The sequence below is a fragment of the Streptococcus moroccensis genome (genome assembly GCF_030812835.1).
GTDB classification, from domain to species: Bacteria; Bacillota; Bacilli; order Lactobacillales; family Streptococcaceae; genus Streptococcus; species Streptococcus moroccensis.
The window spans coordinates 23,135-35,168 of record NZ_JAUSTM010000010.1 but is presented as its reverse complement, the minus strand read 5'-3'; the positions used below and the strand labels follow the sequence as shown (position 1 = coordinate 35,168).

Here is a 12,034-nt window from a genome sequence, read left to right as displayed (position 1 = left end):
GTAGTGTAAGCCTATGGACATGATTGAAAATCTGATTATTGCGATTGTGAAACCTTTGATTTCACAACCCGACAGCCTCACTTTAAAAATTGAGGACACACCGGAGTTTTTGGAATACCATCTGGACCTCGATCAAAGCGATATTGGTCGTGTTATCGGTCGCAAAGGTCGCACGATCTCTGCGATAAGAACGATTGTTTATTCTGTCCCAACAGATGGCAAAAAAGTACGTCTCGTCATTGATGAGAAAGAATAAGAGGGCTCGAAAGAGCTCTTTTTTGCTGTCTAGATTGAGAAATATAGACCAACATGGTAAAATAGAAGAACTTGAGAAAATCAGAACCTGATCTCATAATGGGAAGATAGGGTTATAGACTAACGGAGTAGTTATGAATTATTTTAATGTAGGCAAAATTGTTAATACCCAAGGGTTACAAGGTGAGATGCGGGTAATGGCGGTGACTGATTTTGCAGAGGACCGTTTTAAAAAAGGTAGTGTTCTTAGCCTTTTTGATGAGAAAGAGAACTTTGTAAAAGAAGTGACTGTCGCGACCCACCGCAAGAACAAGCAATTTGACATCATCAAATTTAAGGACCATTACCACATCAATGATATCGAAAAGTACAAGGGCTTTAGCCTTAAGGTAGCAGAAGAGAACCTTTCAGATTTGGATGAGGGAGAATTTTACTATCATGAAATCATCGGACTCGAGGTCTATGAGAAGGACCAGTTGTTGGGAACCATTTCAGAAATCCTCCAGCCTGGAGCTAATGATGTTTGGGTAGTCAAGCGTAAAGGCAAACGTGATTTGCTCTTGCCGTATATTCCTCCTGTGGTTCTCAATGTCGATATACCTAACAAGCGGGTTAATGTCGAGCTCTTGGAAGGATTAGACGATGAAGATTGATATTCTGACCCTTTTCCCGGAAATGTTTGCCCCACTGGAGCACTCTATTGTTGGTAAGGCTAAGGAGAAGGGCTTACTAGACATTTCCTATCATAATTTCAGAGAGTATGCAGAAAAAGCCCGCCATGTTGACGATGAACCTTATGGGGGAGGGCAAGGGATGCTCCTTCGGGCTCAGCCAATCTTTGATGCCTATGAAGCTATTGTTAAAAATAGCCAGCCACGTGTAATTTTGCTTGATCCAGCGGGTAAAACCTTTGATCAGGCATACGCGGAAGATTTAGCACAAGCAGAGCATCTAGTCTTTATCTGTGGTCACTATGAAGGCTATGATGAACGGATTAAGACTCTGATCACGGATGAAATCTCACTGGGGGACTTTGTCCTGACTGGCGGGGAATTGGCAGCCATGACCATGGTCGATGCGACTGTGCGCCTGATCCCAGAAGTTATCGGTAAAGAAGCCAGTCATCAGGACGATAGTTTCTCATCAGGTCTTTTGGAATATCCACAGTACACTCGTCCCTATGAGTATCGAGGGATGGTCGTACCAGATGTTTTGATGTCTGGCCATCATGAGAATATCCGAAAATGGCGTCTAGAACAAAGCTTGCGCAAAACCCTAGAGCGTCGACCTGATTTATTGGAAAACTATGAGTTTACAGAGGAAGAAGCTCAGATTTTCCAAAAGATAAAAGGAGACATCGAATGAAACTGGTCTTTTTACATGGATTAGGGCAAACTGCTAAGGCCTGGGACAGGGTGATAGACTCTTTAGGGGACCATGACTGTTTAGCACTTGAATTATTTGACAATGGGCGTTTGTCAGAAAGCTACGAGGTAATGGATGCCCATGTCCGACAGGAGTTGGCTTGCATGGATGATGATGTCGTGGTCGTTGGCTTATCTCTGGGAGCTAGCCTTGCTTTTCGACTGTTAGACAATCCGCCTGCCAATGTGAAAGGCATTATCGCCTGTGCAGGTCAATACAATCTGCGGGGGAATCCATTTTATTACCTGCAAAAGGCTATGTTTAAACTGCTCCCAAAATCAACCTTTGCCAAGCAAGGTGTGGATAAGGTAAGTTTGAACAAATTCTATAACTCTCTAGCAGAGTTAGATTTAACGGAAGTCCTCACTTATACCAACCTACCTTGTGCCATCATCTGTGGCGCGAAGGACAAGCCCAATCTGAAAACTTCCCAAAAAGCAGCAGATCTCATTCCAAATGCTACTTATCATACCATACCCAATGCCGGTCATTTGCTGACAGACGAAGCACCAGAGGCGTTGGCAGAAGTCGTTCAGGCGTTTTTGAAGAAAATCAAATCAGAAAAACTTGAAAATTAAGGCCACACGACTTATCTGTTTAACCTTTCTATTACAATAGTCCGATTCTGGCTTAATGTTTTGAATCTGATGTATTTTTAAGACTTCCTTAGCCAATCTTAGCTACCAAGAGATGTTGCTAAGCCAGTCTTTTTTCTTGCCCTGTGGTATAATAGACCTATGGAAAATAAGACGAATAAATTACTTTTGATTGATGGGTCTTCTGTTGCATTTAGGGCTTTCTTTGCCCTTTATCACCAGATTGACCGTTTTAAAAGTCCTGCTGGACTGCATACCAACGCTATCTATGGTTTTCATCTTATGCTTGATCATATTCTAAAACGGGTTCAACCGACCCATGTTTTGGTTGCCTTTGATGCTGGGAAAACCACCTTTCGGACAGAAATGTATGCGGACTACAAGGGCGGTCGTGCCAAAACACCAGACGAATTTAGGGAGCAATTTCCCTTTATCCGTCAGATGTTAGATGTGCTGAGCATCCAGCATTATGAGTTGGACCAGTACGAAGCAGATGATATTATCGGCACTCTTGCTAAAAAAGCAGAGCTGATTGACCAGGATTTTGAAATCACCGTGGTCTCAGGAGACAAGGATTTAATCCAGCTAACAGACAGTCATACTACGGTTGAAATTTCCAAAAAGGGAGTAGCAGAGTTTGAATCCTATACACCAACCTATCTCATGGAGAAAATGGGCATTACACCTAGTCAGTTTATCGACCTCAAGGCCCTGATGGGAGATAACTCTGATAATATCCCCGGTGTCACTAAAATCGGTGAGAAAACAGGGCTAAAGTTGCTTCATGAATATGGCAGCTTAGAAGGAATCTATGACCATATTGATGCTATGAAGGCGTCTAAAATGAAGGAAAATCTGATTAACGATAAGGAACAAGCTTTTCTCTCTAAGACACTCGCTACGATTGAAACAAACTCACCGTTAACTATTGGTTTAGAAGACATCATATACTCAGGGCCAAAAGATATTAGTGCTTTGTCTAAATTCTACGATGAAATGGGCTTTAAACAGCTCAAGGCCCAACTGCCTGTAGAAGGTCAGGAAACGAGCGTTGCTACAGCCGAGGTCGATTACCAAGTGGTCACTGAGATCACCCCAGAGATGTTAAATGACCAGCAGTTTTTCTACCTTGAAATTCTAAACGATAATTACCATACGGAGCCTGTTATCGGTCTTGCTTGGGGCGATAGCGGTAAAATTTACGCAGCAGCTGGTGATCAGTTGTTAGGCTCTCCTGTTTTGAGAGACTTTTTCGAGACAACAGCTCTCAAAACCTATGATTTTAAACGGACCAAGGTTTTGCTGAGTCGCCATGGAGTTGAGTTGCCGGCGCCAGCCTTTGATAGCCGTTTGGCCAAGTATTTGCTCTCGACCATTGAAGACAATACGGTTGCAACCATCGCTGAACTTTATGGTCAGCGTCAGCTAGCGTCAGATGAAACGGTCTATGGTAAGGGAGTCAAAAAAGCGGTACCAGAAACAGATGTTCTGCTCAGCCATTTGGCCCAAAAGGTCGCTGTCCTCATCGAAACGGAAAAAATGATGCGTGAACGCTTGACAGAGAACCAGCAACTAGACTTATTAATTGATATGGAGCAACCTCTGGCATATGTACTAGCCAAGATGGAGATTGCAGGGATCAAGGTCGACAAGGCAACCTTGGAAGCCATGCAGGCTGAAAACGACGTGGTTCTAGATAACCTGACGCAAGAAATCTATGAGCTAGCAGGTGAAGAATTTAATATTAATTCCCCTAAGCAATTAGGAAGTATTCTCTTTGAAAAGCTGGGCTTACCAGTCGAGATGACCAAGAAAACCAAGACAGGCTATTCGACGGCGGTTGATGTCTTAGAGCGCCTAGCACCCTTGTCGCCAATTGTGGCTAAGATTCTTGACTACCGTCAAATCGCGAAACTCCAATCGACCTATGTCGTTGGCCTGCAGGACTTTATCACTGCTGAGGGCAAGATTCATACCCGTTATGTGCAGGACTTGACGCAGACAGGGCGTCTGTCTAGCACGGATCCTAACTTGCAAAATATTCCAATACGCTTAGAGCAAGGTCGCTTGATTCGGAAGGCCTTTGTGCCGTCCTGGGACAAGAGTGTCCTCATGAGTTCCGATTATTCCCAAATTGAGCTTCGAGTACTGGCCCATATCTCTGGGGATGCGCACCTAATTAAGGCTTTTGAAGATGGAATTGATATCCACACGTCAACAGCCATGCGTGTCTTTGGCATTGAAAAACCAGAAGAGGTTACTGCTAATGACCGACGCAATGCCAAGGCGGTTAACTTTGGTATCGTATATGGCATTTCTGACTTTGGACTCTCTAACAACCTCGGTATTACTCGAAAACTGGCCAAAGAATATATCGATACGTATTTTGACCGTTACCCAGGCATCAAAGATTACATGGAAGGTGTTGTTCGGGAAGCCAAGGATAAGGGCTATGTTGAGACGATTTTCCACAGACGCCGGGAGCTGCCAGACATTAACTCGAGAAACTTTAACATTCGCCAATTTGCGGAACGCACGGCCATTAACTCACCGATTCAAGGATCGGCTGCAGATATTTTAAAAGTAGCCATGATCAACTTGGACAGAGCGCTTGCTGAAGGGAATTACCAGGCACGCATGCTGCTCCAAGTCCATGATGAAATCGTTTTGGAAGTACCAGAACATGAGGTCGAAGCGGTAGCTGAACTCGTTAAAACCACGATGGAAGACGCTATCCAATTGTCCGTTCCACTAATTGCCGATGAAAGTACAGGAAAAACCTGGTACGAAGCGAAGTAACGCATTTTAAAACCCATAGAGGAGGTTCTTATGTCTTATTCTTTTCAAAATCCGAGTCAAGAGACAATCTTTGATTACCTAAGAGAAGCCAAAACGATCGCAGTTGTTGGCCTATCAAGCCGGACAGAAACGGTTGCCTACCAAGTCAGTCGAGTAATGCAAGATGCTGGCTATACCATTATTCCAGTTAATCCCAGAGCTGTTGGAGAAACCATTCTCGGAGAAACTGTTTATGCACGTTTACAGGACGTTTCCGTTCCCATTGATATTGTCAATGTTTTCCGGCGCAGTGAATTCTTGGCAGATGTTGCTAAAGACTTTATAGAGACAGATGCTAAAGTATTCTGGGCGCAATTAGGCCTTGAGAGTCAAGAGGCAGAAAATATCCTCCGTGTAGCGGGACGATATGATATTGTTATGAATCGTTGTATCAAAATTGAGTACCAAGCCATGAAAGCTTAATGACAATCACCTGATCCATTCAGGTGATTTTTTGTGTAATCAGGCTATACCAATTTTATAGTTGACAAAAACAAAAACCTTGATTATACTATATCTATCGTATACTTCTGAAGCAATCAGACTATACCAATTTTAAATTTTAGTTAAGAAAAGGATTTAGATAATTATGTGTGGAATTGTTGGTGTTGTAGGAAATCGTAATGCAACGGATATTTTAATGCAAGGTTTAGAAAAGTTAGAATACCGCGGTTATGATTCAGCAGGGATCTTTGTTGCGAATGGCGTAAACAATGGCCGATTGATTAAGTCTGTTGGTCGCATTGCAGACTTGCGTTCTAAACTGGGGATTGATGTGGCCGGTTCAACAGGCATCGGACATACTCGATGGGCGACCCATGGTCCTGCTTCAAAGGAAAATGCGCATCCGCATACCTCTGCAACTGGTCGGTTTATCTTGGTGCACAATGGTGTGATTGAGAACTATCTGGCCATCAAGGAAGAGTTTTTAGCTAATCATGAATTTAATGGTCAAACAGACACAGAAATTGCTGTTCATTTGATTGGTCAATTGGTAGAAGATGGTTTATCCGTTTTGGAAGCTTTTAAAAAATCTCTCCATCTCATCGAAGGGTCTTACGCTTTTGCCTTGGTTGACAGCGAAAATCCTGACGTCATTTACGTCGCGAAGAATAAGTCACCGCTTTTAATTGGTGTGGGTGAAGGCTACAACATGGTTTGTTCTGATGCCATGGCCATGATTCGTGAAACGTCTGAATTTATGGAAATTCATGATAAGGAGCTGGTCATTGTCACCAAAGACAGTGTGTCCGTCCAAGACTATGCTGGCAATAGCCTTGAGCGCGAGTCATACACAGCTGAGCTTGACCTTTCCGATATTGGCAAGGGAACATACCCTTACTACATGCTCAAAGAAATCGATGAGCAACCATCTGTGATGCGCAAGCTCATTTCTGCTTATTCCGACAATGGTCAGGTTAAGGTGGATGAAGCTATTATCAAGGCTGTTCAAGAAGCTGATCGTCTTTACATCATTGCTGCAGGAACGTCATACCATGCTGGTTTTGCAGCGAAAAACATGCTAGAAGCCTTAACCAATACACCAGTAGAATTAGGGATTGCTTCAGAATGGGGATATAACCAGCCATTGTTAAGCCAAAAACCGCTGTTTATCTTTATCAGCCAATCCGGTGAAACAGCTGACAGTCGCCAGGTTCTCGTAAGAGCTAATGAAATGGGAATTCCAAGTCTTACGGTGACCAATGTCCCAGGCTCAACTTTATCCCGCGAGGCAAATTATACCATGTTGCTTCACGCAGGACCTGAGATTGCCGTAGCGTCGACAAAAGCCTACACCGCTCAAATCGCGACTCTAGCCTTCTTAGCTAAGGCGGTTGGCGATGCGGATGGCAATGAAAAAGCTAAAGCCTTTGACCTCGTACATGAATTGTCCCTTGTTGCTCAGTCTATCGAAGCAACCTTATCTGAAAAAGACAGTATCGCTGAAAAAGTAGAAGGGCTTCTGGCAAAGACTCGTACAGCCTTCTACATCGGTCGTGGGAATGATTACTATGTTGCTATGGAAGCGAGCTTGAAACTTAAGGAAATTTCCTACATTCAGTGTGAAGGGTTTGCAGCTGGAGAGCTCAAACACGGGACGATTTCTCTGATTGAAGACGGTGTTCCTGTCCTTGCTCTCATCTCTTCAGATGAAGCAGTCGCTGCCCACACACGTGGGAACATCCAAGAAGTTGCGGCGCGTGGTGCGAACGTATTAGTCATTGCTGAAGAAGGATTAGCAAGGGAAACAGATGATATCAAGGTCGTTCCAGTCCACCCTTACTTGTCGGCAATTTCCATGGTCGTTCCAACACAGCTAGTTGCCTACTATGCGACACTTCAGCGTGGTCTAGATGTTGACAAACCACGTAACCTCGCTAAATCAGTCACAGTTGAATAATAAGAGGCCACCAGGTCTTGTCCATGAATTCATCAAGAGACATCAGGTTAACTCATTAAGTAATGAGAACAGCATAAGATTTGAAGAAGTCTAGGGTAGCTAAAAACGCCGTTCAAACGAACGGCGCTTTTTATATCATTGATTAATGAGTTTGTAGGTACTTGGTTAGACGATTGTAAAATACAGTCTGAGTAGTATTGTAATATGGGATGACATAAATTGCTGCTAATCCAAACGTAACAGCAACCAAGAGCCACCAACCAATAAAACTAAACTGTAAGAGAAATAATTGGAATTTATAGCCGTTCATCATGTGTCTGCTAGCAGTGATACATGATCGTGCAGAAGTGTAAGTCCCATTTTTTATTTCATCATGGAGGATGTACTCAGTCATTGCATAGCTATAGGATTTAATGATGAGGGGGATTAATCCTAATACTGAGACTAGAGCTCCAGCCAAAAAAATGAGACCAACCGTGTTTGGATCAATGGTTAAGGTGATTTCTTGAAGATAATCGAGAAGCAAGAAGCCTGCAGAAACGATCACAGTCACAGCTCCAATCAGAAGAGGTAAGCTCCATAAGAAAAGAAAGAGACCTTTCATAAATAGTGTGGCAAAGACTTTTCCAAAATGATCCGATGAAAAGGCACGAAGACTATCCTTAAACGTTACCTCCGAGCGAAGGCCACGGATAGTTTCTAGCATTGTCCAAAGAATGCCAAGAGTGATAAAGGACATCAAGATGGAGATGGCGGAATTAAAAATGTCTCCAGAAAATTCCCAAACTAAATTAGGGGCATTAGCGCTAAGAGCAGTTGTATTAGTAAGAGCTGGATTGCTCATTCCTTCTTCACCCAGTGTGTTCCATTGCACTCTAATTGTATTCATGGTTGAAAAGATTTGCATAACGATAGGAATGAGAAAGAGCAAGTATTTTCCTTTTAAGTTGGCAAGGACCTGACGGGCTTCCTCACGGATATCATAATTTTCCATAAATTCCTCCTTTTATATCACTTTTTATTATACCCAAAAAAAGCTGTTAAAGTAAATGCAGGCTTCTGCATAATATGGTATAATCAAGTCTAAAAGACAACTAGGACTGTTTTTCCTAGGAGGAGGAAACCATGTCAGAATCACCGATTCAATATCGTTTGATTAAAAAAGAAAAGCATACAGGTGCTCGTTTAGGAGAGATTATCACACCTCACGGCACTTTTCCAACCCCCATGTTTATGCCTGTAGGAACCCAGGCAACCGTCAAAACCCTATCACCAGAAGAACTAAAGACGATGGGGTCAGGCATCATTTTAGCTAATACCTATCACCTTTGGTTGCGTCCGGGTGATGAACTCGTTGCTAAAGCGGGAGGGCTTCACACCTTTATGAACTGGGACCAACCGATTTTAACAGATAGTGGTGGCTTTCAAGTCTATTCCTTAGCAGATTCTCGTAATATCACGGAAAAAGGGGTAACCTTTAAAAACCATTTAAACGGATCAAAAATGTTCCTATCCCCTGAGAAAGCCATTTCCATCCAGAATAATTTGGGTTCCGATATTATGATGTCATTTGATGAATGTCCACAATTTTACCAACCTTATGACTATGTCAAAAACTCTATTGAGCGAACCAGCCGCTGGGCTGAGCGTGGCCTGAAAGCACACCGTCGCCCACATGACCAAGGTCTTTTTGGGATTGTCCAAGGAGCAGGATTTGAGGACCTCCGTCGCCAATCAGCACAAGATTTGGTCAGCATGGATTTCCCAGGCTATTCTATCGGAGGGTTAGCAGTTGGTGAGACACATGATGAGATGAATGCAGTGCTCGATTTTACGACGCCACTCTTACCCGAAAACAAACCGCGTTATTTGATGGGCGTAGGAGCGCCAGATTCTCTTATTGATGGGGTTATTCGGGGGGTCGATATGTTTGACTGTGTATTGCCGACACGCATCGCTCGTAATGGCACTACTATGACCAGTCGAGGCCGGCTTGTGGTCAAAAATGCCCAATTTGCAGAAGATTTTGGTCCACTGGATCCAGATTGTGATTGTTATACTTGCCAGAATTATAGTCGTGCTTATCTGCGTCATCTGCTGAAGGCAGATGAAACGTTTGGTATTCGCCTGACCAGCTACCATAATCTCTATTTCTTAATCAATCTCATGGAAAATGTTCGTCAAGCAATTATGGATGATAACTTATTAGAGTTTCGTCAAGACTTTATGGAAAAATATGGTTATGGAAAGAATGGCCGTAATTTCTAATCGCTAATCAACAAGACTTATTTGTAAGATAAAGAAAAGGAGTGCTTATGAAATCAAGTCACAAAATAGAAGCTTACAATCTATTGCTAGCTCAGTTAGAAGCTCTATTAGAAGGTGAAACAAATCCCTTAGCAAATCTTTCAAATGCGTCAGCACTCTTAAATCAGGCACTTCCTAATTCAGTCTTCACGGGATTCTATCTCTATGATGGAAAAGAGCTAATTCTGGGTCCATTTCAAGGTGGTGTTTCCTGTGTCCATATTGAGCTCGGTAAAGGTGTCTGTGGAGAATCTGCGTTAAAACAAGAGACATTGATCGTTGATGATGTCAAGACACATGCCAATTATATTGCCTGTGATTCAGCTGCTATGAGTGAGATTGTGGTGCCGATGATAAAGGACGGACAGTTAATTGGGGTCCTCGATTTGGATTCACGTTTTAAGTCTGATTATGATAGGATTGATCAAGACTATTTGGAACGCTTTGTGGCTCTTTTAGTAGATAAAACACAGTGGAACTTTGCCATGTTTGGATTAGGAGAAATGCGTTAATGTATCAAGCACTCTATCGGAAATACCGGAGTCAATCTTTTGAGGAAATGGTCGGTCAAGAAGTGGTAGCAACGACTCTGAGACAGGCTGTTTCTTCAGGGAAAATTAGTCATGCTTATCTCTTTTCTGGCCCTCGAGGAACCGGAAAAACCAGTGCTGCTAAAATATTTGCAAAGGCCATGAACTGCCCCAATCAGGTTAATGGTGAGCCGTGTAATAGCTGTTATATTTGCCAAAGTGTGACAGATGGTAGCCTTGAAGATGTCATTGAAATTGACGCCGCCTCTAATAATGGAGTTGATGAAATCCGTGATATCCGTGATAAATCAACCTATGCCCCTAGTTTAGCGCAGTATAAGGTATACATCATCGATGAGGTGCATATGCTGTCAACAGGAGCCTTTAACGCCTTGTTGAAAACCCTTGAAGAGCCTACGGAAAATGTTGTCTTTATTTTAGCGACGACAGAGCTTCATAAGATACCAGCCACTATTTTGTCTCGTGTGCAACGGTTTGAATTTAAGGCGATTCAGACTGCTGCTATTAAAGACCATTTAGCAAAGGTCTTGGAGTATGAATCAGTCGGTTATGAAAATGAAGCCCTGGCCATGATTGCCAGACGTGCTGAAGGGGGAATGCGTGACGCCCTCTCTATCTTAGACCAAGCTTTGAGCCTGACCACTACTGATCACATCACCTTAGCTACGGTCGAGGAAATAACCGGATCGATTAGTCTACAAGCCCTGGACCATTACGTCGCTGCCATCATTCGTCAAGATAGCCAAGAGGCACTTGGACAACTTCAGACAATTTTTGAAGAAGGTAAGAGCATGAACCGCTTTGCGACTGATCTTCTCATCTATCTACGCGATTTATTACTAGCGAAGTCGGGGATCGAGAACAGTCGAGCATCAGGTTTGTTTTTAGAAAATGCCTCTATTGATCAAGGTCATATTTTTAGATACATTGATCAGGTGACTATTGGCTTAAGGGAAATTAAAGCAAGTGCTCAGCCTAAAATCTATGCTGAAGTCATGACAATGAGATTAGCAGAAGCAAGCTTTTCTCAATCTGAGATGTCTCCATCCTTGTCAGCTGAGATAGAAACCCTACAACGCCAAGTAGAGGCCTTACAGGAAAAATGGCAGCAATGGCAAAATAAGGCACCAGTAAAATCTGTAGGACCAACAACGCAAGCAAAAACAGCCCAAAAGCGACCGAATTATCAAATTGATCGTAGTCGAATCACTCGTATTTTAGAAGAAGCCGTTGAAAATCCAACACTAGCTCGCGAAAATCTGACCAAACTTCAAAATGCCTGGTCCGAAGTCATAGAGCATTTATCGGGAGCTGATCGGGCTTTGCTAACAGGATCGCAACCTGTTGCGGCCAATGAAAACCATGCGATTTTAGCCTTTGAATCACGATTCAATGCTGAACAGACGATGAAACGCGATAATCTCAATGTGCTTTTTGGCAATATTCTGAGTCAAGCTGCTGGATTTTCACCTGAGATAATAGCGATCGCCCAAGAGGATTGGGTAGCTATTCGGGCCGAATTTTCAAGTCGTAGCCGTGAAAAAAAGGAGATGAGCTCAATTCCTCAGGCATCATCAGCAGATCTAGAGGACCAGCAAGTGGTAGAGATTCCTGAAAATTTTGCTTTTCTAGCTGAAACCCTCGAGATAAAGGAAGATTAA

Annotated in this window: 11 protein-coding genes; 10 read left to right on the top strand and 1 reads right to left on the bottom strand. The window is 43.0% G+C overall.

Features of this window, described 5'->3' with window-relative positions; genetic code table 11:
- Nucleotides 1-13: 13 nt before the first annotated feature.
- The 7 genes from J2S23_RS06050 (at nt 14) to glmS (ending at nt 7,515) form a co-directional block, all read left to right on the top strand.
- A complete protein-coding gene (locus J2S23_RS06050) occupies nt 14-256 on the top strand; it encodes a KH domain-containing protein (protein ID WP_307121857.1) in 243 nt (80 codons plus the stop codon).
- A 133-nt stretch (nt 257-389) separates the two neighbouring features.
- Complete coding sequence (gene rimM, locus J2S23_RS06045; RefSeq protein WP_307121856.1) at nt 390-908, top strand: ribosome maturation factor RimM; 519 nt, start codon at nt 390-392, stop codon at nt 906-908.
- The gene (gene trmD / locus J2S23_RS06040; RefSeq protein ID WP_307121855.1) at nt 898-1,620 is read left to right on the top strand and encodes a tRNA (guanosine(37)-N1)-methyltransferase TrmD; all 723 of its coding nucleotides are present in this window, start codon (nt 898-900) and stop codon (nt 1,618-1,620) included. The genes rimM and trmD overlap by 11 nt, the downstream gene beginning before the upstream one ends.
- The gene (locus J2S23_RS06035; RefSeq protein ID WP_307121854.1) at nt 1,617-2,258 is read left to right on the top strand and encodes an alpha/beta fold hydrolase; all 642 of its coding nucleotides are present in this window, start codon (nt 1,617-1,619) and stop codon (nt 2,256-2,258) included. The genes trmD and J2S23_RS06035 overlap by 4 nt, the downstream gene beginning before the upstream one ends.
- A gap of 159 nt (nt 2,259-2,417) precedes the next feature.
- A complete protein-coding gene (gene polA / locus J2S23_RS06030) occupies nt 2,418-5,075 on the top strand; it encodes a DNA polymerase I (RefSeq protein WP_307121853.1) in 2,658 nt (885 codons plus the stop codon).
- 30 nt (nt 5,076-5,105) lie between these two features.
- Nucleotides 5,106-5,537 (top strand): CoA-binding protein, encoded by a 432-nt coding sequence (locus J2S23_RS06025; protein ID WP_307121852.1) that lies wholly within the window; start codon nt 5,106-5,108, stop codon nt 5,535-5,537.
- 166 nt (nt 5,538-5,703) lie between these two features.
- Nucleotides 5,704-7,515: a glutamine--fructose-6-phosphate transaminase (isomerizing) gene (glmS, locus tag J2S23_RS06020; RefSeq protein ID WP_307121851.1), complete on the top strand. Its 1,812-nt coding sequence runs from the start codon at nt 5,704-5,706 to the stop codon at nt 7,513-7,515.
- Nucleotides 7,516-7,657: 142 nt separating this feature from the next.
- On the opposite strand, the gene J2S23_RS06015 is transcribed toward glmS, so the two are convergent.
- Nucleotides 7,658-8,509, bottom strand: coding sequence for a DUF975 family protein (locus J2S23_RS06015; RefSeq protein ID WP_307121850.1), 852 nt, complete (start codon nt 8,507-8,509; stop codon nt 7,658-7,660).
- Nucleotides 8,510-8,640: 131 nt separating this feature from the next.
- Here J2S23_RS06015 and tgt point away from each other — a divergent pair, with 131 nt between their 5' ends.
- From tgt to dnaX, 3 genes are read left to right on the top strand one after another with little or no spacing between them, the layout of a single operon-like run.
- Nucleotides 8,641-9,783 (top strand): tRNA guanosine(34) transglycosylase Tgt, encoded by a 1,143-nt coding sequence (tgt, locus tag J2S23_RS06010; RefSeq protein WP_307121849.1) that lies wholly within the window; start codon nt 8,641-8,643, stop codon nt 9,781-9,783.
- A 47-nt stretch (nt 9,784-9,830) separates the two neighbouring features.
- On the top strand, nt 9,831-10,334 hold the full coding sequence (msrC, locus tag J2S23_RS06005) for a free L-methionine (R)-S-oxide reductase MsrC (protein WP_307121848.1): 504 nt from the start codon (nt 9,831-9,833) through the stop codon (nt 10,332-10,334).
- Nucleotides 10,334-12,034, top strand: a complete 1,701-nt coding sequence (dnaX, locus tag J2S23_RS06000) for a DNA polymerase III subunit gamma/tau (protein ID WP_307121847.1) — start codon at nt 10,334-10,336, stop codon at nt 12,032-12,034. Before msrC ends, dnaX begins: the two co-directional genes overlap by 1 nt.

Excerpts from the sequence above, each read along its gene's own strand:
- J2S23_RS06015 (WP_307121850.1), bottom strand. The coding sequence starts at position 8,509 with ATGGAAAATTATGATATCCGTGAGGAAGCCCGTCAGGTCCTTGCCAAC.
- msrC (WP_307121848.1), top strand. The coding sequence starts at position 9,831 with ATGAAATCAAGTCACAAAATAGAAGCTTACAATCTATTGCTAGCTCAG.
- glmS (WP_307121851.1), top strand. The coding sequence starts at position 5,704 with ATGTGTGGAATTGTTGGTGTTGTAGGAAATCGTAATGCAACGGATATT.
- dnaX (WP_307121847.1), top strand. The coding sequence starts at position 10,334 with ATGTATCAAGCACTCTATCGGAAATACCGGAGTCAATCTTTTGAGGAA.
- polA (WP_307121853.1), top strand. The coding sequence starts at position 2,418 with ATGGAAAATAAGACGAATAAATTACTTTTGATTGATGGGTCTTCTGTT.
- rimM (WP_307121856.1), top strand. The coding sequence starts at position 390 with ATGAATTATTTTAATGTAGGCAAAATTGTTAATACCCAAGGGTTACAA.
- J2S23_RS06035 (WP_307121854.1), top strand. The coding sequence starts at position 1,617 with ATGAAACTGGTCTTTTTACATGGATTAGGGCAAACTGCTAAGGCCTGG.
- tgt (WP_307121849.1), top strand. The coding sequence starts at position 8,641 with ATGTCAGAATCACCGATTCAATATCGTTTGATTAAAAAAGAAAAGCAT.
- trmD (WP_307121855.1), top strand. The coding sequence starts at position 898 with ATGAAGATTGATATTCTGACCCTTTTCCCGGAAATGTTTGCCCCACTG.
- J2S23_RS06050 (WP_307121857.1), top strand. The coding sequence starts at position 14 with ATGGACATGATTGAAAATCTGATTATTGCGATTGTGAAACCTTTGATT.
- J2S23_RS06025 (WP_307121852.1), top strand. The coding sequence starts at position 5,106 with ATGTCTTATTCTTTTCAAAATCCGAGTCAAGAGACAATCTTTGATTAC.